This window comes from Microbacterium faecale, assembly GCF_014640975.1.
Classification (GTDB): Bacteria; Actinomycetota; Actinomycetes; order Actinomycetales; family Microbacteriaceae; genus Microbacterium; species Microbacterium faecale.
In genome coordinates this window covers 2,252,817-2,271,910 of sequence record NZ_BMHO01000001.1, presented here as the reverse complement: position 1 = coordinate 2,271,910, position 19,094 = coordinate 2,252,817, and the positions used below count along the sequence as shown (strand labels likewise).

19 protein-coding genes and 2 pseudogenes are annotated in these 19,094 nt (G+C 66.4%); 13 read left to right on the top strand and 8 right to left on the bottom strand.

Annotated elements, in window-relative coordinates; translation table 11 throughout:
- Positions 1-7: 7 nt before the first annotated feature.
- Positions 8-1,060, bottom strand: a complete 1,053-nt coding sequence (locus tag IEW87_RS10770) for an NAD(P)H-dependent flavin oxidoreductase (protein WP_229731096.1) — start codon at positions 1,058-1,060, stop codon at positions 8-10.
- A gap of 58 nt (positions 1,061-1,118) precedes the next feature.
- On the opposite strand from IEW87_RS10770, the gene IEW87_RS10765 reads away from it, so the two are divergent.
- On the top strand, positions 1,119-1,733 hold the full coding sequence (locus tag IEW87_RS10765) for a DNA-3-methyladenine glycosylase (protein ID WP_229731094.1): 615 nt from the start codon (positions 1,119-1,121) through the stop codon (positions 1,731-1,733).
- On the opposite strand, the gene IEW87_RS10760 is transcribed toward IEW87_RS10765, so the two are convergent.
- A complete protein-coding gene (locus IEW87_RS10760; RefSeq protein ID WP_188712209.1) occupies positions 1,728-2,354 on the bottom strand; it encodes a response regulator in 627 nt (208 codons plus the stop codon). The genes IEW87_RS10765 and IEW87_RS10760 overlap by 6 nt on opposite strands.
- On the bottom strand, positions 2,347-3,522 hold the full coding sequence (locus IEW87_RS10755; RefSeq protein ID WP_188712208.1) for a sensor histidine kinase: 1,176 nt from the start codon (positions 3,520-3,522) through the stop codon (positions 2,347-2,349). Before IEW87_RS10755 ends, IEW87_RS10760 begins: the two co-directional genes overlap by 8 nt.
- A 107-nt stretch (positions 3,523-3,629) precedes the next feature.
- On the opposite strand from IEW87_RS10755, the gene IEW87_RS10750 reads away from it, so the two are divergent.
- Positions 3,630-4,184 (top strand): hypothetical protein, encoded by a 555-nt coding sequence (locus tag IEW87_RS10750; RefSeq protein ID WP_229731092.1) that lies wholly within the window; start codon positions 3,630-3,632, stop codon positions 4,182-4,184.
- Positions 4,185-4,334: 150 nt separating this feature from the next.
- Here IEW87_RS10750 and IEW87_RS10745 read toward each other — a convergent pair whose 3' ends face one another.
- The gene (locus IEW87_RS10745; protein WP_188712207.1) at positions 4,335-4,976 is read right to left on the bottom strand and encodes an NAD(P)-dependent oxidoreductase; all 642 of its coding nucleotides are present in this window, start codon (positions 4,974-4,976) and stop codon (positions 4,335-4,337) included.
- Entirely contained in the window at positions 4,973-5,878 is a 906-nt protein-coding gene (locus tag IEW87_RS10740; protein WP_188712206.1) for an EamA family transporter, read from the bottom strand. Before IEW87_RS10740 ends, IEW87_RS10745 begins: the two co-directional genes overlap by 4 nt.
- 78 nt (positions 5,879-5,956) lie before the next feature.
- Here IEW87_RS10740 and IEW87_RS10735 point away from each other — a divergent pair, with 78 nt between their 5' ends.
- From IEW87_RS10735 to IEW87_RS10690, 10 genes and pseudogenes are all read left to right on the top strand, one after another.
- On the top strand, positions 5,957-6,880 hold the full coding sequence (locus IEW87_RS10735) for a LysR family transcriptional regulator (RefSeq protein ID WP_188712205.1): 924 nt from the start codon (positions 5,957-5,959) through the stop codon (positions 6,878-6,880).
- Between the two features lie 129 nt (positions 6,881-7,009).
- Entirely contained in the window at positions 7,010-7,552 is a 543-nt protein-coding gene (idi, locus tag IEW87_RS10730; protein WP_188712756.1) for an isopentenyl-diphosphate Delta-isomerase, read from the top strand.
- Positions 7,542-8,609, top strand: coding sequence for a polyprenyl synthetase family protein (locus tag IEW87_RS10725; protein ID WP_188712204.1), 1,068 nt, complete (start codon positions 7,542-7,544; stop codon positions 8,607-8,609). Before idi ends, IEW87_RS10725 begins: the two co-directional genes overlap by 11 nt.
- A pseudogene (locus tag IEW87_RS10720) lies at positions 8,606-9,355 on the top strand (squalene/phytoene synthase family protein); the annotation flags it as partial. The gene IEW87_RS10725 and the pseudogene IEW87_RS10720, both read left to right, overlap by 4 nt.
- Positions 9,310-11,031: a phytoene desaturase family protein gene (gene crtI, locus IEW87_RS10715; RefSeq protein WP_373285110.1), complete on the top strand. Its 1,722-nt coding sequence runs from the start codon at positions 9,310-9,312 to the stop codon at positions 11,029-11,031. The pseudogene IEW87_RS10720 and the gene crtI, both read left to right, overlap by 46 nt.
- Positions 11,028-11,351 (top strand): lycopene cyclase domain-containing protein, encoded by a 324-nt coding sequence (locus IEW87_RS10710; protein WP_188712201.1) that lies wholly within the window; start codon positions 11,028-11,030, stop codon positions 11,349-11,351. Before crtI ends, IEW87_RS10710 begins: the two co-directional genes overlap by 4 nt.
- Entirely contained in the window at positions 11,348-11,683 is a 336-nt protein-coding gene (locus IEW87_RS10705; RefSeq protein WP_188712200.1) for a lycopene cyclase domain-containing protein, read from the top strand. Before IEW87_RS10710 ends, IEW87_RS10705 begins: the two co-directional genes overlap by 4 nt.
- The gene (locus tag IEW87_RS10700) at positions 11,676-12,566 is read left to right on the top strand and encodes a prenyltransferase (RefSeq protein WP_188712199.1); all 891 of its coding nucleotides are present in this window, start codon (positions 11,676-11,678) and stop codon (positions 12,564-12,566) included. Before IEW87_RS10705 ends, IEW87_RS10700 begins: the two co-directional genes overlap by 8 nt.
- Positions 12,563-14,035, top strand: coding sequence for an SDR family oxidoreductase (locus IEW87_RS10695; protein WP_188712198.1), 1,473 nt, complete (start codon positions 12,563-12,565; stop codon positions 14,033-14,035). Before IEW87_RS10700 ends, IEW87_RS10695 begins: the two co-directional genes overlap by 4 nt.
- An 11-nt stretch (positions 14,036-14,046) precedes the next feature.
- Positions 14,047-14,529, top strand: a complete 483-nt coding sequence (locus IEW87_RS10690) for a pyrimidine dimer DNA glycosylase/endonuclease V (RefSeq protein ID WP_308420920.1) — start codon at positions 14,047-14,049, stop codon at positions 14,527-14,529.
- Positions 14,530-14,706: 177 nt separating this feature from the next.
- Here IEW87_RS10690 and IEW87_RS10685 read toward each other — a convergent pair whose 3' ends face one another.
- Both IEW87_RS10685 and IEW87_RS10680 read right to left on the bottom strand, forming a co-directional pair.
- Positions 14,707-15,537, bottom strand: a complete 831-nt coding sequence (locus IEW87_RS10685) for a TspO/MBR family protein (RefSeq protein WP_188712196.1) — start codon at positions 15,535-15,537, stop codon at positions 14,707-14,709.
- 217 nt (positions 15,538-15,754) lie between these two features.
- Positions 15,755-16,905 (bottom strand): IS3 family transposase gene (locus IEW87_RS10680; protein ID WP_188712195.1). Its coding sequence is split into 2 segments (ribosomal slippage): positions 15,755-16,635 and positions 16,635-16,905, totalling 1,152 coding nucleotides; the frame shifts between segments, so codons are not numbered across the junction.
- 85 nt (positions 16,906-16,990) lie between these two features.
- Between IEW87_RS10680 and IEW87_RS10675 the strand changes: the two are divergent.
- Positions 16,991-17,140: pseudogene (locus tag IEW87_RS10675) on the top strand (metal-sensing transcriptional repressor); the annotation flags it as partial.
- 22 nt (positions 17,141-17,162) lie between these two features.
- Here IEW87_RS10675 and IEW87_RS10670 read toward each other — a convergent pair.
- A complete protein-coding gene (locus IEW87_RS10670) occupies positions 17,163-19,040 on the bottom strand; it encodes a heavy metal translocating P-type ATPase (RefSeq protein WP_188712194.1) in 1,878 nt (625 codons plus the stop codon).
- Positions 19,041-19,094 lie beyond the last annotated feature (54 nt).

Sequence of the window (19,094 nt, the reverse complement as noted above, 5' to 3'; positions counted from 1 at the left end):
GTCGAGGTTATCGTGCGGGTGAGGAGGGGAGGCCGGCCGCGAGTTCCGCGAAGACCTCCTCGGCGCGGTCGCGGACGGCGAGCGGCGCCGACTGGCCGACCCACAGCGACTGCAGCTCGCCGAGACCCTGTTCGCCCGCGGGAGCACGAAAGCGACCGGTGAGCCAATTCTGCGCCGGGAACGGCGCGGTGAGACCGCCGGCTTCGATCGCCCGGACGGCGCGGTTGCGCACGCCCCGCGAGAGGCGGCCGCTCATTGCGCGCGTCAGCACCGTCTCGTCGGCGGCGGTGCGTCGGATCGCGTCGCGATGCGCGTCGTTCGCCGCCGATTCTCGCGTCGCGAGGAAGGCCGTCCCGACCTGCACTCCGGTGGCACCCAACGCGAACGCTGCCGCGACGCCGCGACGGTCGGCGATACCTCCGGCCGCGATGACCGGCGCACGCACGGCGTCGACGACCTGCGGCACGAGCGAGAAGGTGCCCACGAGGGAGTCCTCGGCGGCGCGCAGAAAGGAGACACGGTGCCCCGCGGCCTCGGCACCAGAGGCGATGATCGCGTCGATGCCCGCATCGTCCAGCGCGACGGCCTCGGCGACCGTGGTCGCGGTGCCGACCACGCGGATCCCACGTTCGTGCGCGGCGCTCACGAGCTCAGCAGACGGAACCCCGTAGACGACGCTGAGGACCGCGGGACGGGCCTCGAGGATGGCGTCGACCTGTTCGCCGAGCGGCGGGAGGTAGCGCTCCGGGCGCTGCGGCATCTCGACGCCGACCGCCGAGTAGAACGGTTCCAGAGCGAGCGCGAACGTGGTGTGCTGCGGCCCCGGAGCCGCCTCATCGCCCGTCGGAAGCCAGATGTTGACAGCGAACGGGCGCGCGGTCGCGGCGCGCAGGTCGGCGATCGTGCTCCGGATCCGGTCCCCGTCGTAGCCGTAGAGGCCGTACGCGCCGAGCCCGCCGAGCTCGCTGACGGCTGTCGTGAGGGGAATCGAGGACAGTCCGCCGAAGGCTCCGAGGAGGATGGGGGTCCGAATGCCGAGGGTCGCAGTCAGGTCGCTCACCCTTCGAGAGTACGCCCGGCCCATCGGCAGCCCGGCGGGATCTGTCACAATCGCACATGTGTCAGCTTCCCTCCCGTCTGCCTTCGAATTTCTCGACGTGCCCGTCGAGGTGGCGGCGCGGCGCCTGATCGGATGCGAGCTGGTCACCACGTCCGGCCCGCGCGTGCGAGTGCGCATCGTCGAGACCGAAGCGTACGATCAGGAGGATCCCGCGAGCCACACCTTCCGCGGCCCCACGCCCCGCAACGCCGCGATGTTCCTGTCGGCCGGTCACCTCTACGTCTATCAGTCGCATGGGATCCACTTCTGCTGCAACGTCGTGACCGGACGAGCCGATCACGGGTCGGGTGTGCTGATCCGCGGCGCCGAGCCGCTGGACGGCGCAGACGTCATGCAGGCCCGTCGCGGACGCGGGGGAGTCGAGCTCACAAACGGACCCGGAAAGCTCGGTCAGGCGCTCGGCGTCGACCTGACGTTCACGGGCAGCGCGCTCGACGGATCCGCCGAGCGCTCGTTGCTGTTGGTGCCGCGCGAGGAGACGCCGGCGCACCTCATCGAGGTCGGGCGCCGCGTCGGGATCTCGAAAGCCGCAGACCTGCCGCGGCGCTTCTACCTGCGTGGGAACCCCTACGTGTCGCGCCATCACGGAGCGCCGCGCCCCAGCCGGTCATGACCCGCGGTGGCGTCCGAGCTGCACGCGAGAGGTTGCTCCGGTCTTCGCGTAGAGCGAGCCGACGTGGGTTTTCACCGTGGTGATGCTCAGGGTGAGGCGGTCGGCGATCTGCTGGTTGGTGAGACCCTCGGAGACGAAACCGAGCACCTGCGCCTCGCGGTCGGTGAGGTCGGTGCGCGGCGGCGGAGCCGGTGACGCGCTGTTGAGACGCGCGATCACGCCGCCCGCGACGGCCGGGTCGATGACATGACGATCGGCGGCGACGTGGGCGACGGCCTGGATCAGATCGGCCCCGCGAACGGTCTTGAGGAGGTATCCGTGCGCGCCGGCCGCCAGGGCCTGCGCGACAAGGTCGTCCGAGTCGAAGGTCGTCAGGACGAGAACGCGCGTCGTCGTCTCCGCGGTGATGCGCTCGGTCGCCCAGATGCCGTCCGTGCCGGGCATCCGCAGGTCGACGAGCGCCACGTGGGGGTGTTCGCGGAGGCACAGTGCGGCGGCGTCGAGTCCGTTCTCGGCCTCGCCCACGATCGTGATGCGGTCGTCGGCGCCCAGGATAGCCGCGATCCCGCCGCGGATGGCTTCGTGGTCATCGACAATCGCGACGCGGATGTTCTCATGCATGTCGGACGCCCTCGACGAATACCTGCGGCAGGGTGACCGTCGCCCGCCATCGGTCGGTGCCGGCAAGTCGTTCTGCGGAGAGGCTCCCGCCGATGTCCTCGAGCAGCAGAGCAGCCCCGGCCGTGCCGATTCCGGTTCCCGGGACGGCGCTCGTGCCCGCGATGACGTTCGACACACGGACGGCGTCGTCATCGACATCGAGGAGGACGTCGCCCTCGCCGTGCTTGACGGCGTTCGTGATAAGTTCACTGACGACCCTCCGGATGATCGCCGCCCCTGAGGCACTCTGCGCAGCGAGGATGTCCGTGAGGTCGTGCCCGCGCCGGAGGAGCGAGCGGTCGTCGGGCAGCAGATCGTCGAGCGAACCGTCCGTGCTGAGCGGATGCTGCTCGAGGCCGTCTATCGTCGTCAGCACCGCGATCAGCTGACGCAGTCGCCGATGAGCCTCATCCGTTCCCTGCGTGGCCTTCTCGAGGCTCTGCGCCGCTGCCCCCGGCAGTCTCTCCTCCCGTGCTCCGCGGAGTCGCGCGGCCTCGATGTGGAGGCCCGCCACCGCGATGTGGTTCGCCACATGATCATGCAGGTCGTGGGCGATGCGTCGACGGAGCCGCTCCGTCTCCTGGGCGTGGCGCAGCGCCATCGCAGTCCGCGTGCTGACGCGCTCGCTGCGCACGTTCCACCCCCACAATCCGCCGATCATGACGGTGAGCGCCCACTGCAGCGAGACCGCGGCCGCGACGCCGCTGCCGCGAAACCACACCACGAGCGTCAGCACCGCCACGACGGTCAGTGCGAGGATCCCCCACAGCAGCGCGCGCACGCCCCGGTCGCCGCCGTAGCGGAACGCGCAGTAGACGAAGTCGCCGAGGAGGAGGATCACACCGAAGCTGCTGCCAAGCAGAAGATCGCACACGGCGAGCCCCGTCCCGAGCAGCAGCACGAGAAACGGGCGGGTCGACCTCCAGACCGCCAGCAGCGACATCGCGCCGAGGAGTACCAGGAAGGCGGCCGGCTCATCGATGAGCGCGACGTCGGCCCACAGACGGTATCCGCCGAACTGGAGGAGTGCGACGCCGGTCAGCAGGTAGGCGATGGCGCCCAGCGCATCGCGACTGCGTGGCCGCTCGTTCAGCTGTCGCAGAATGCTGCGCATGCGCCGCTCGATCATGACCCAATCCTGCCGAACCTTTCGGGCCAGCACCTCATCCGAACGAAGGAGGACGGTGTGGACGGTCGAAGGATCCGCCGCGCCGAGCGCCGCGGGAGCGTGGAGCCATGAACATTCTCATCGCGATCATCGCGTGCGAGATCGGCTTCTGGGTTCTCCTCGTCGCCGGGCTCGGCGCCCGCTACCTGCTGCGGCTGCGCGGCCTGTCGACGGTGTTGTTGCTGTGCGTGCCGCTGCTCGACGTCATCCTCCTCAGCCTCATCTCGTGGGACCTCGTGGCCAATGGAACGACGGCCGACTTCACGCACGGACTCGGGGCGGTGTATCTCGGTTTCACGGTCGCCTTCGGGCACCCCATCATCCATCGCGTCGACCGCTGGTTCGCACATCGCTTCGCGGGCGCACCGGAGCCGCCGAAGGTGCCGAAGCACGGGCCGCAGCGGGTCGCGCACGAATGGAAGGAGTGGGGCCGGATGGTGGTCTGCGCGGTCCTCTCGACGGCCGTGCTCGGCGGCATCGTCTGGATCGTCGGCGACCCGGTCCGTACGGCCGAACTGATCGGCTGGATCGCTCGCGTCTGGCTCGTCGCGGGGATCTGGTTCATCGGCTGGCCCGTCTGGGTGACGATCGCAAATATGGGACAGGTCGCGAAGCGCGGCTGACGGTCGCCGCTCCACCTCCACATTCCGCAAACGCACCCAAAATCGCGCGGGAGGGTGCATCTGTGGAAGGTGGAGGACCCTGCCCCGCTTCGCCTTCCACGAATGCACCCAAAATCCTGCAGGAAGGTGCGTTTGTGGAAGGTGGGCGCGTCATTCGTGCTCGGCGATGGTGAAATGGCGGTCTCCTCGTGGATTCTCGAGTTCGTCGACGACCGCGATCGCGAGGTCGGGCGCCGTCACGCGCGATCTACCGCCGACGCCCATCAGTAGGGTGTCGGTCCCACGGCGATAGCCTCCGGTGCGCTCACCGGGTTCGAGGACGGCGGGCGGGCTGAGATACGTCCAGTCGGCCGCCGTGTGCGCGCCGCAGACGTCGAACTGGTCAAGACTCGCCTGTGCGAGCGCCTGCCATTCGGCGGGCACGAAGTCCTCCTCGTCGATGACGCGCCGTCCAGGATCACGCGGGGACCGCAGGGGAGCGGCACCGCCGATCACGAGGAGAGGCGTGCCATGCTGCGCCGCGCTGTCGAGGACGGTGCGTGTGAGGCGCGCGAGTCGATGCTCATCCCCGGGCGCGAGCCTGATCGTGAGCACGACCGCGTCGGCTCCCGCGACCACGGTCGCGATTGCGCTGCTGTTGGCGACGTCGGCGGCGACCGACTCCACCCGTGCACGTCCGGAGATCGGCGGTGCGGTGCGGGCGACGGCGACGATGTCGTGGCCGCGGGAATGGGCCTCGTCGACGACGGCGGTGCCGGCCATTCCGCTGGCTCCGAGTACGGCGATTCTCATGGCGTGATCGACACCTTTCTTCGTGCGGGGCTGAGCTGACCGGCGAGCATGGCAGTGAGCGCGATGGCGAAGCCAGCGAGTTGGAGGAGAGTGAGCGTCTCGCCCGCGATCACTGATCCGAGAATCGCGGCGACGAGCGGCGAGAGCAGACCGAGAAGCGCGGTCGCGGTCACGGGCAGGCGACGGATCCCGGCAAACCACAGGCTGTATCCGATGAGCGCGCCGACGACGCCGAGCCACAGGTATCCGGCGATCGCGATGGCGTCGATGTCGGGCGGAATTCCATCGATGAGGAGCGCCGGAGCCAACAGGACAAGGCCGGCGGCGGTGAGCTGCCAGCTGGCGAGGCCCACCGCGGAAACACCCGCCGGGCGCCCCCACTTCTTCGTCAGGACCACGCCCGTTCCCATCGATGCGGCACCGGCGAGGCCCGCGACGACACCAAGCGGCGAGAGACCGGCGCCCGGCCCGACCACGACGAGGCCGACGCCGACCATTCCCACCACACCCCAGGCGAGGCGCCACGTCGACAGCGTCTCGCGCAGGATCACGACCGACAGGAACGCCACGACGATCGGCTGTGCCGCGCCGAGCGTCGCCGCCACGCCTCCCGGCAGCAGCTGTGCGGCGAGGAAGAGGAGGGGGAAGAAGGCCCCCATGTTGAGGGTTCCGAGTAACGCGCTCTTCCACCACCAGGATCCGTGGGGGAGCGTGCGCGTAAGGAGGAGTCCGAGGATGCCGGCGGGAAGCGCGCGCATCAACGCGGCGAACAGCGGGTGGCCCTCGGGGAGCATATGCGTCGTCACGATGTACGTCGTTCCCCACGCAACCGGTGTGATCGCGGTCAGCGCGGTCCAGCCGGTGCGCGTCGCCGACACGGGCGCGGCGGTGTCTGTCGTCATGGGACCATCGTGCGCTGGGAAGAGGTATGACTCCAACACATTGTTGTCATCTCATACATGAACCGAGATCATGTATGGATGGAGCTTCAGCAGATGCGGTACGTCGTCGCGGTGGCGGAGGCGCGCAGCTTCACGCGTGCGGCCGAACGCTGTCACGTCGTGCAGTCGGCCCTGAGTCACCAGGTCAAGGCGTTGGAAACCGAGCTCGGGGTTCGGCTGTTCGCACGCACGAGCCGACGAGTGGATGTCACGGCTGCGGGGGAGGCGTTCGTCGAGGCGGCGCGTCAGAGCCTCGCCGCCGCCGACCGTGCGGTCGCCGATGCGGCCGAGGCAAGCGGGCGGATCCGCGGCACGCTGACGGTCGGGGTGATTCCGACCGTGACAGCGATCGACATTCCGGCGGCGCTGAGCGCGTTCCGGCGTGCGCATCCCTCGGTGCAGATGAGGTTGCGCGGCGGTGGAAGCCACGAGTTCATCGCTGCGATCGCGAGCGGCGACATGGACGTCGCCGTCCTGGGCCTCCCGGACTCCATGACGCCTGCCGGGGTGGCGACGCGCGTGCTGGCGCGCGAACGCCTCGTCGCGGTGGTCTCGACGGGGCACCGGTTGGCGGAGCGACGCCGGGTACGGCTAGAAGATCTCGCCGACGAGCGGTTCGTCGACTTTCCCGCCGGGACGCCGGGGCGTATACCGTCAGATCTCGCCTTTCGCGAGGCAGGGATCCCGCGAGAGGTCGCCTTCGAGGCGATGAGTCTCGACCTCATCCTCGATCTCGTGCGACACGATCTCGTGATCGCCCTGTTGTCGCCGGAGGTGGTGCCGGAACGTGCGGGTCTGCGGACGATCTCCGTGATCGGCGGACCGACCCGCATCGAGTACCTCGCCTGGAGCGATTTCAACCCGACGCCGGCGACGCGCGCGTTCCTCGACACCCTCGAGCCCGCTCCACCTTCCGCAAATGCACCCAAAACGGCGCGGGAAGGTGCATTCGTGGAAGGTTGACGGTCCCGCGTCGCGCGCACGGCCTCCGGTGTGGCTCTTCGGTCTGTTTCGGGCCCGATGACAGCATGATCCTTCGTATGCTACGTTAATATTTCGCCGAGCTAACGAATACGGGGGCATGTAGTGGAGATGGTCGTTCTCGTCGATAGCGAGGGTTCCCCCGTCGGTACGCAGAGTAAGGAAAGCGTGCATGGCGTCACCACACCTCGCCACCTCGCGTTCTCCTGCCACGTCATCGATACCGCGGGTCGACTTCTCGTGACCAGGCGCGCGCTCGGAAAGAGGACGTGGCCAGGCGTCTGGACGAACGCGTTCTGCGGTCACCCGGGCCCGGGTGAGACCTTCGAGGATGCGGTGCGTCGCAGGGCCGCGTTCGAGCTCGGCCTCACGATCGACAGCATCGTCTGCGCGCTTCCCGATTTCGGATACGTTGCGCGCGACGCGTCAGGGATCGAAGAGAACGAGCATTGCCCGGTCTTCATCGCACGAGCCACATCGTCACTGGATCCGAATCCGGCTGAGGTTGCCGAGATCCAGTGGACCAGCGTGCCCGAGTTGTCGACGGCGACGAAGGCCGCACCATGGGCATTCAGCCCATGGCTGATCGAGCATCTGCCGCAGCTGCTGTCGTCCTTCGCAGGTGTCGCCGGAGAGTCGGGCGATGATGTCTGACTCGGTGGCACGACTCGACGACGTCACAGTCACGGTCGAGACGCGGCTGCTGGAGGTGCTTGCGCAACGGCGAGCACGTTCGCGTCGTTTCTCCGCTCCGTATATGCAGTTGTGGGACTCTTTGGAGCGAATGGCGCGAGGCGGAAAGAAGATCCGACCGCGACTGCTGATGGACGCGTATCGGGCGCTCGGCGGCACCGATGACCGCGTGGCTCTGGATGCCGCGTGCGCCATCGAACTTCTTCACATCGCGCTTGTGATCCACGACGACGTGATCGACAAGGACGTCATGCGCCGCGGCGAGATGAACATCTCGGGACAGTTCGCGTCCGAAGCGATGCTGCGCGGCACGACGAGACGCGACGCGCATGCGTGGGGCGAGGCATCATCGCTTCTCGCGGGCGACCTGATGCTCACGCTCGCTCATTCTCTGCTCGCCCGGCTCGAGATTCCGGACGAACAGCGCCAGTCGGTGCTCGACATCTTCGACGCGACGGTCTTCGAGAGCGCGGCCGGAGAGCACTACGACGTCTGGCTCAGCTTGCATCTCGAGCCGGCGAACCCACAGGATGTCCTGGCCATGGTCGACCAGAAGACGGCCGCCTATTCCTTCCAGGCTCCTCTGGTTCTCGCCGCGGTTCTCGCGGGTGCCCCGACGAGTGTCATCGAAGAACTGGCGGTCATCGCTCGTCAGATCGGCGTGATCTACCAGTTGCGCGATGATGTTCTGGGTCTGTTCGGGGACGAGCGAGACACCGGAAAGTCCGTTCTCAGTGATCTGCGCGAAGGGAAGGAGACTCTCCTGATCGCTTACGCCCGTTCTGACCCCGCCTGGAGTGAGGTCGAGCCCCTCTTCGGAACGGAAGCGCTCAGCATCGCGGACGGTCACCGCCTTCGACGAGTCATTGAGGAGTCGGGAGCACTCATGTTCGTGGAATCGCTCATCACAGAACGATGCGAGAGCGTCTCCCAATTGATCCAAGAAGCCTCCCTGCCGGCAGCATTGCGCGAGCAGCTGACCGATGTGACCGCCGCCTGCAACCTCCGTAGCTCATGAACACCACGGGAATCGACCTGTACAACGCGACCGCGGAAGCGAGCGCATCCGTCGTCATTCATCGGTATTCGACATCATTCGGCTGGGCGAGCCGCCTGCTCGATGCTTCCAAGCGACACCACATCGCCCGCATCTACGCACTCGTACGTATCGCCGACGAATTGGTCGACGGGCCGGCGGAGAGCGCGGGTGTTGACAGGGAGACACGCGGAGTGCTGCTCGATGATCTCGAGGCAGAGACAGAACGCGCCCTGCGACTCGGTTTCAGTACGAACCTCGTTGTCCACGCATTCGCATTGACCGGCCGGGAGCACGAGATCGGCATGGAGTTGTGCCGGCCATTCTTCGCATCGATGAGGCGAGACCTCGACGCCACGTCCTTCAACGCTGTCGAGCTGGAAGACTACATCTTCGGGTCCGCCGAAGTCGTCGGGCTCATGTGCCTGGCCGTCTTCGAATCCGGATCGATCCGTGACGAGAGTGAGCGTGGTCGGTTGACCGATGGCGCCCGTCACCTCGGAGCGGCGTTCCAGAAGGTGAACTTCCTCCGTGACTTCGCTGACGATCATGAGGCCCTCGGCCGCGCGTATTTCCCGGGCACCGAGAAGATCCTCACGGAAGGATCCAAGGCCGACATCGTCGCATCCATCCGCGAAGACCTGCGGATCGCAGATATGTCGATTCCGCTTCTTGCTCCGGGATGCCGGGGATCCGTCTGGGCCGCGCGGGCGATGTTCGGCGAATTGACCGACCGGATCGAGACGACACCGGTCGCCGTCCTGATGCAGACCCGTGTTCGAGTTCCGAATCCCGTCAAGGCACGCATCTTCGCCCGTGCGCTCGCGATGAAGGTGACCCGGTGACCCCATCATCTCGGGTGATCGTGATCGGCGGAGGTGTCACAGGACTTGCGACCGCGTGTCTGCTGGCTCGCGACGGGCACCGCGTGACCGTTCTCGAGAAGAACAGCGAGCTCGGCGGTAGGGCCGGATCGTGGGAAAGGGACGGGTTCACATTCGACACCGGACCCTCCTGGTATCTGATGCCCGAGGTCTTCGACCATTTCTACCGAATGATGGGCACGACGACCGCGGAACAGATCGACCTGGTGCCGCTGCAACCCGGATACCGGGTCTACGGCGAACCAGCGGGGGAGGCCCGCGAGGATCCGATCGATGTGGACTCCGGCGCGGATGCCGTCGCTGAAACCTTCGAGGCGCGCGAGAGGGGTGCCGGCGACCAGGCCCGTGCCTACTTGCGGTCCGCGACCAAGACGTACCGCGCGGCGGTGAGATCCTTCCTTTACAACCCGTTCTCATCCTGGCGCGACTTCGCGTCGATGCGGGTTCTCTCCTCGGTCCCTGCGGTGCTTCCCCTCCTGATGCGGTCGCTCTGGACGTTCGTCGCGCGCCGTTTCGCCGACAATCGGCTGCGCCAGATTCTCGGCTACCCCGGGGTGTTCCTCGGTACCTCACCGTTTGAGGCGCCCGCGCTCTACCACCTGATGAGCCACATGGATCTGGTGGACGGCGTGAAGTATCCCGTCGGCGGCTTCCGGAGATTCGTGGCCTCGCTCGTTGACCTCGCACGTGAGAACAACGTCGAGCTCCTCACCGATAGCGATGTCATCGGCATTTCGAGCGCGGACGGTGCGGTGCGGTCTGTCCAGTACAACCGCGACGGCAAGACGGTCGTGCTTGACGCCGAGATCGTCGTTTCGGCGATCGACGAGCACCACACCGAGACAGCGCTGCTTGAGGCGTCCGACCGCTCGTATGCGCCGACGCGATGGGAGAAGCAGGTATCCGGCCCAAGCGCCGTGCTCATCATGCTGGGTGTGCAGGGTGAACTGCCGCAGCTGCTGCACCACACCCTGTTCTTCTCCGACGACTGGCACGGGAACTTCGACGCGATATTCGGGTCTCCGCCGCGCATTCCGGAGTCGCCGTCGTTCTACGTGTGCAAGCCGAGCGCGACCGATCACAGCGTCGCTCCGGCCGGCCATGAGAACCTGTTCGTACTTGTTCCGCTCCCACCCGATGTGAGCATCGGACATGGCGGGCCGGACAGGGCGGGCGATCAGTTCGTGAACGACGTCGCGGACAGCACGATCAGTCAGATCGCTGCTTGGGCGGACATTCCCGACCTTGCCGCCCGCATCGTCGTGCGCCGCACCGTGGGGCCGGCAGACTTCGCGACGCAGTTCAACACCTTCCGCGGAAGCGCGCTCGGCCCTGCGCATACTCTGCGCCAGAGTGCCTTCTTCCGGGGTGTCACGAGGTCGCGACGCCTCGGTGGCCTGTTCTATGCTGGCGCCACCACAGTGCCGGGCGTTGGACTGCCCATGTGCCTCATCAGCGCGGAACTGGTGCTGAAACACGTGCGAGGCGACTCCTCGCCCGGACCGCTGGAGGAGAGATGAGCGGCGTCTACGCGGTATGCCTGCTCGTCAGCACCGCGTGTATGGCGCTCCTCGACATCCGCTTCGCGTTGGTCTTTCGACGCCGGCCGGTGGCGAGCGCGGTCGCCCTCATCGTCGGCGTCGTATTCTTCGCCGCGTGGGATGCCGTGGGGATCGGCCTCGGAGTGTTCCGGCACCTCGACTCGCGGTGGGCCACCGGCATCTTGCTTGCGCCGGAGTTCCCCATCGAGGAGTTGCTCTTCCTGGTCTTCCTCACGTACCTCACGCTCATTCTGGTGAGCGGGTGGCAACGCTTGCGTGAGCGGAAGGACCGCCCATGACGTATCTGCTCATGTCGTTGCCCTTCCTCGGCGTCGGCGTCGTCGTCTTCGCGATCGGTGGCGCCCACGCACGTCGACGTGGTGCCGTGCGCCGCTACTTCTCATCGTGGGCGGCGGCGACTGTGGCCCTGCTCGTTCTCACGGCGGTGTTCGACAACGTGATGATGGCGGCCGGATTCTTCGACTACGGCTCCGAACAGATCTCTGGCCTCCGGCTCGGACTGATGCCCGTCGAGGACTTCCTGTATCCCCTTGCCGGTGCGCTGCTGCTTTCTGGAGTCTGGCAGCTGCTGAGCGGCCCCCGCGAGACCAGAGGACACGGTGATGGCTGAGCGAAGGTCGCTGATTCGGACCCTCCTCGTCGCATCGCGGCCGCTGAGTTGGATTAACACCGCCTACCCGTTCGCAGCCGTCTATGTTCTGACGACGGGGCGCATCGATCTCTCGTTTGTCGTCGGGACGATCTTCTTCCTCGTGCCATACAACCTGGTGATGTACGGCGTGAACGATGTATTCGACTACGAGTCCGACCTCGCCAACCCGCGTAAGGGAGGAGCCGAGGGGGCAAAGCTGCCGCCCCGGCTACACCGAGCGACACTCGTGTCCGCAACGGGGCTGGCGCTGCCGTTCGTCGTCACGCTCGTGGTCCTCGGTACGCAGCGACCGATGTCATGGGCCGTCCTCGCTGTGAGCCTGTTCGCGGTGCTCGCGTACTCCCTGCGAGGACTCCGGTTCAAAGAGATCCCGGTGCTCGATTCGGTCACCTCGAGCACCCATTTCGTCACACCGGCGCTCTACGCGCTCGCTCTCGCGGGAACGGTCATCACCCCGGCGATCGCCCTGACGATGATCGCGTTCTTCTGCTGGGGGATGGCCAGTCACGCTTTCGGTGCCGTGCAGGACATCGTGCCCGACCGGGATGCGGCAATCGGATCGATCGCCACGGTCTTCGGAGCCGCGGCGACTGTCAGGATCGCGATCGCGCTCTGGGCCATAGCGGGCATCCTGATGCTGTTCAGCCCGTGGCCCGCGAACCTCGCCGCGATCGCCGCGCTGCCCTACATCATCAGCGTCGCGCCGTATCTGAACGTCGACGACGCGCACTCGGGAACCGCCAATCGCGCGTGGCGCCGGTTCCTGGCCATCAACTACGCGGTGGGTTTCGCCGTCACTCTGCTGCTGATCTTCTGTGTGACGGAAGGACTGTTCTCATGACACACGTGCTCGTCACTGGCGCGACGGGGTACATCGGCGGACGTCTCGTGCCCCAGCTGCTCGAGGCCGGGCACGAGGTGAGCGTGTACGTCCGCTCTCCATGGAAACTCAACGATGTGCCCTGGCGGGACCGCGTACGCGTATTGACGGGTGAACTTTCGGATACCGTCGCAACCTGCCGCGCGATGGACGGGGTGGATGTCGCGTTCTATCTGGTGCACTCGATGAGCGCAGGTCGCGACTTCAAGCGCTCCGAGGAGGAGGCCGCGCGGACCTTCGCCCGATCGGCCGAGGTCGCGAAGGTGGGACGCATTGTCTACCTCGGCGGACTGCACCCGGAGGACGCCGCGCTGTCGGACCATCTCGCTTCGCGCGCCGCTGTCGGACAGATCTTCCTGTCCTGCCCCGTCTCGGCCGTGGTGTTCCAAGCCGGCATCGTGATCGGATCCGGCTCGGCATCGTTCGAGATGATCCGCCACCTCACCGAGGTTCTGCCCTACATGCCCGCGCCGCGCTGGGTACGCAACCATGTGCAGCCGATCGCGATTCGTGACGTGCTGCGCTACCTGGTGCAGGCCGTGACGATAGAGGAGGAGGTCAACCGTACATTCGACATCGGTGGTCGAGACATTCTGCGCTACGGACAGATGATGAACGGATACGCGGTCGAGGCCGGGCTTCCGCAACGTCACATCGCAGCGCTTCCCGTGCTCACGCCGTGGCTCGCCTCACAATGGGTGGGGCTTGTCAGCCCTGTTCCCCGCCAGCTCGCGGTGCCGATCATCGCGTCCCTGCAGAACGACTGCGTCGTGCGCGAGCATGACATCGACCGATACATCGCGGCGCCGGAGGAGGGCCTGCTCCCGTATCGCAGGGCCGTGCGTCTGGCGCTCATGCGCGAGGCCGAAGGAGAGGTCGAGACGAGCTGGCAGAGCGCGACAGTGGCCGGCGCGCCGAGCGATCCGCTGCCGAGCGACCCGAACTGGTCGGGTCACACCGTCTTGACCGACCTGCGGGAGCGGGAGAGCGCCGCATCCGCCGACGCCGTGTGGGATGTGATCGAAGCGATCGGCGGTGAGAAGGGCTGGCATTCGTCACGGCTCGCCTGGGCCGCGCGCGGATGGATCGACCGACTGGTCGGTGGCGTCGGTATGCGTCGCGGCCGCCGGCATCCTTCCCGAGTGAACAGCGGCGACGTCATCGATGTGTGGCGTGTGGAATCCATCGAACGCGGACGGATGCTGCGGCTGAGGGCGGAGATGCGGCTGCCAGGTCGTGCGTGGCTCGAGTTGAGCGTCGAGCCGACTGAGACGGGAAGCCGGTATCGTCAGCGCGCGGTCTATTTCCCCAAGGGGCTGACCGGCCGGTTGTACTGGGCGGTGTTGTTGCCGTTTCACGGCGTCATATTCCCGGGAATGGCCGCCAGCATCCTTCGCGAAGCCGAGCGATCGACCGAGAAGGCGCAATGAGACTGTGGTCGATGCACCCTCGCTACTTCGACCGCCAGGCGCTGACCGCATGTTGGCGGGAGGGGCTCCTCGCTCAAGCAGTGATCGCGGAGCCTGGCAGGGGATACTCCCGGCATCCGCAGTTGCGACGGTTCCGGCAGGCGGACGACCCCCGAGCCGCAATCGGGGACTATCTCAGTGCGATCGCCGACGAGGCGGATGCGCGCGGATATCATTTCGCAAGAGGAAAGGTCCGCGTCACCGGTGCGGCGGAGCGACTGACGCTCAACGATGGTCAGCTCGTCTACGAATGGGCCCACCTCCGCAGCAAGCTGCGCGCTCGCAGTCCGGACGTCTGGGCGCGCTGGCAGACTCTGATCTGCCCCGACCCGCATCCGAGCTTCGTTGTGATCAACGGGCCGATCGCGGACTGGGAGAAGGTCACCCCGCACACTGCGACAGAGCAGCCTCCGGAACAGGGACGTGCCGGCGAATCGGAGAATCCTTCGCGATGAGCACCGTTCCTCAGGAACGTCACGCGCGGGTGGGGCCGCGGACGACCGGCTTGAGGAGGTCGCGCATCACTGCCGTGCGTGCGGCGGTGTCAGCCCACCAACCAGCAGAGCCGCTCCCGCGAGTCTGAAGCCATAGCGCTCTGCTTGACGGAGTGAGCGTCGAATGGAATCTCTGGCTTACGCCACGGCCGAGCGGTTGTCAGCGCGGTGAGCGACGACGCGGCGCACAACCGCTGCGACCATCACGACGCACGCGGCAATCACAGCTGCGATTCCGACCAGTTGAGATGCCGGTTCGTCCGTGATTCTGGCGACAGCAACCCAGCTCAGCCCCCAGGCCGAAGCGAGCGCCGGGGTCAAGCGACCGCGCCCTGCGACCGCCGTGGCGACACCACACAGCGCAGCGACACTCACGACGCCCACACCCCAGATGTCGGGGTCGATACCGAAGCCACGGAACCCGAGGGCGGTCAGCCACGCCGCCACGTTCGCGGCGGTCGCGATCGTCACCCACCCGAGATACAACCCGACCGTCCCGTCCAGAACCACGGACTCAACAATGCCTGCCGCCGTCGAATCCGCCTTCCGCCGCGTGCGCAGCAACAGGCTGAACGCGATGCCGAGGACGACGAGCAGCGCGGAGATGACGACCACGGACAATCCGACCTGGCCGAGCTGCACGACTCCGATCCATGCGGCGTTCAGCAGCATGGACACAGCGATGAGGTAGCCGAGCCGGCGGTGCACCGCTCGCGTCGCCTGGCTGGGCAACAACTGCCATACGGCATACGCAAACAGCCCAAGGTAGATCACCGACCAGATGCTGAATGCCGGACCCGCCGGAGCGATCAGCGTCGAGTCAGCTGCGAGCGCTCCGCCGGCCGCATCTTGAATCTGCGCGCCGCCAAGGGCGCCGGAACCATAGAAGGCACCAGCAATCGCCACGAGCGCGAGAACGAAGACGACAACTTGTCTCACACGGTCAGAGGGCTGAGGTGAACCGGTCATGCACGCACCCTACGCGAGCGATGCCCGCTGATGAACTGCCTCTGGGCTTTCAGGATCCGAAGCCGGAGGGTAACGCCCTGGACCGTGCGAGGAACCCGCAAACGAGGACGAGGTGCGAACTTCGACAGGTCGCGCAGTCGACGGTTCACACCTCGTTCATCTGGGGTCCCTGCGTAGACAGTTTTCAAACCCCGGACCCGCACTTGGGCCGCCCCCTTCATTCGGTCCGGACGCTCTGTGAGTCGTCGGTTTCGATTTGATGGGTGCATTGCCGAGCGTACTCGGCCGGGGGTAGGTAGCCGAGCGAGGAGTGTCGGCGGTGATGGTTGTACTCGTGCTTCCAGTCGCCGATCATGACCTGCGCGTGCAGCAGCGAGTACAAGCTGTTGATGTTGAGACACTCGTCACGGATCCTGCTGTTGAACGACTCGACGTACCCATTGCGCCACGGCGATCCCGGCGGAATGTACGACAGGCCGGTGCGGGTGCCGGCCCAGTCGGCCATCGCTTCGCTGATGAACTCCGGCCCGTTGTCTGACCTGAGCACCGCCGGAGCGCCGCGGATGGCGACGAGGTCCTCGAGATGCGCGGTGAGCCGGTCGGCGGTGATCGACCGTTTGGTGAGCCCGCCGATGCACTCCCGGGTGTGCTCATCCACGATCGAGCAGATCTTGATCGGGCGGCCCTGCTCGTCGGCGTCGAACTGGAAGTCGACCGCCCACACCACGTTCGCCGCGTCCGCCGTCGGCGGGTCGACGGTCGAGGACCCGACGCGTTTGCGCCGCCGCAGCTGCGGGACACGGAGGCCCTCGTCACGCCAGAGGCGTTGGATCTTCTTGTGGTTCACGACCCAGCCCTCAGCGCGGGCATCGTGATACGCGCGTCGGTACCCGTAGCGGGGATGGTTCTTCGCCCAGACGCGTAGCCAGTCCCGCAGCGCCCGATCCGGGTCCGCGACAGTGTCGCCCTTGAGTGGGCGGCGGTACGCGGAGCGCGACAGCCCGACCAGACGGCACGCCATCCGTTCGCTCACCCGCAGTGTCCTGATCAGGTGAGCGACGGCGGCGCGGCGCCTGCCCGGGCCTAGAAGTTTCCCTCAGCCAGCTCCTTGAGCGCTGCCTTCTCCAGCTCCGCTTCGGCGAGCAACCGCTTGAGCGTCGCGTTCTGCTTCTCGAGCTCCTTCAGGCGCTTCGCGTCGTCGGCCTTGAGCCCGCCGTACTGGTTCCGCCACCGGTAGTACGTCTGCTCGGACACTCCGAGCTCCCGGCACACCGCCGCGACATCCCGCCCGTCGGCGAGCATCCTGTCGGCCTGGCCGAGCTTGCGGACGACCTGTTCCGGGGTGTGACGCTTCCTGCTGTTCGACATGATCTGACCAGTCTCCCTGCCCACAACCGCGGGAGACAGGACGACTCTCAGAACCACCGGACCTACGAAACGGGGTCAGCCCACGCTCACCCGCTCGCTGCAGGGGGTGGCGACGGGGCTGCTCGATGATCACCTGAAGCACTGTGTGCTCGATGCCGCCAAGCTTAGCGACGAGGCCGCCCACGAGAAGATTCAGGAGGCCACTGCCGCGGTCAACCGGCTGATCCGATCGTGACTGTGTGAGTCGGCCTCGCGGGTTAGCCTACCGGCACTTCCCGCCGAGCAGGGCTCTCGCGCCGCGCACCCCGGTGCGCTCGGAGCGCGCGGAGCGCCGACAGAATGGCCACAAGGTCAACAATCTCTTGCAGCAGCGCTCCCACCACCGCCGGCAAATAGCCGAATGCGGCGACGAGCATCAAACCGACTGAGATGATGATGCCCATCCAGATCGACTGCAGGGCGATCTGCACCGTGCGCCGCGAGACATAGGCCACATCTGCCACTCGCGCGATGTCGTTCGAGGTGATCACCGCCGCTGCTGACTCGCTCGCGACCGTTGCACCCCTGCCCGCCATCGCAACACCGACATCGGCGGCCGCCAGCACCGGGGCATCATTGATCCCATCGCCGACCATGAGTACGGGTCTCGGCCGCATCGCCTGCACAATCCGCACCTTGGTCTGGGGAGTGGTCTCAGCGTGCACCGTCTGAATGTCGACCGCGTGTGCGACAGACTCCGCGGTCGACGTGATATCACCGGTCACCATCGCGATCTCGGCTACGCCTGCTCGGCGAAGACGGGACACCGTCTCTGCAGACTGCTCACGAATCGGGTCGGACAAGATGATCACTCCGGCGAGCTCGTCACCGACCGATACGTAGACGGCCGTCTCCCCAGCTGAGAGTACGGGTCGATCGATCGGCCCGGTCACCTCTTCGATAAATGAGGGCTTGCCCACTCGCACCGAAGTGCCGTCTGCCAGGGAAGCGAGGACACCGTTTGTTGCCACCTCGTCGGCCGTCACCACTTCGGGAAGCTCAAGTTGCTGTGTGCGTGCCGATGCCACGATCGGATCGGCGAACACGTGCACGGAGTACTGCTCGGCGGCGGCCGCGAGCTGCAGCGTCTCGTCTACGGTGCGAGCAGCAGGGTGAATCTCGACGACGTCGGCTTTACCTTCGGTCAAGGTGCCGGTCTTGTCGAATGCGACTGCACGGACCCGGGCGAGCACCTCTAACACGCCACCGTCTTTGATGATGACGTTGAGCTTTGCCGCGGAACTCATCCCGCCCATAAACGCGACCGGGGTGGCGATGAGCAGCGGGCACGGCGTCGCCACGACGAGCACCTCGGCAAACCGCACCGGATCCCCGCTGAGAAACCACGCGAAGCCCGCAATCAGCAATGACACAATGGTGAACGGCACCGCATAACGGTCGGCGAGTCGCACCATCGGTGCGCGGGAGTCCACGGCCTCCTCGACCAACCGTACGATCGAGGCGTAGTTCGAATCGGCTGCCACCTTCTGCGCGCGCATCGTGAAGCTCGTCGTGCTGTTGACCGTTCCAGAAAGCAGTGGGTCGCCCGCGTGGTAGTTCACCGGGATCGGTTCACCGGTCACGGATGATTCATCAATCGTCGCGTGATCCGATAGGAGCACCCCGTCGACGGGGAGGATCTCTGAGGAGCGCACCAGCAGTTCGTCGCCGACTTTCACCTCTTCGATCGCGATGCGTTCAACCTCACCTGTTACCGGGTGAATTCGACCCGCGAATGCTGGGGCTCGGTTCAACAGTTGGTCGAGTTCTCGGCTCGCGCGGCGAGCGGCGAGGTCTTCGAGTGCTTCCCCTCCGGTGAGCATCAACGCGATGATGAGCCCCGCGACATATTCCTGTACGGCGAGTGTCGCGATCATGGCGATGACCGCAAGAATGTCGAGCCCCCAATGCCCGCGCATCAGATCTTTGAACATGTCGATCGCGGTGATCACGATCACGATACCGAGCACCAAGTATGCGGTGACCCCGAGAGCCATCTCTGCGCCGGTCAGCCAGAGCATAACCCCGGTCGCCAAACCGACGAGCACGAACATCATGAGCTTGCGGTTGCGAAGAAATTCCACCGTCGATGACATTGCGTGTGACGCTTCCGAGGTACGTGGGGCGATAGTCTGGGCTGGCACGGTGCT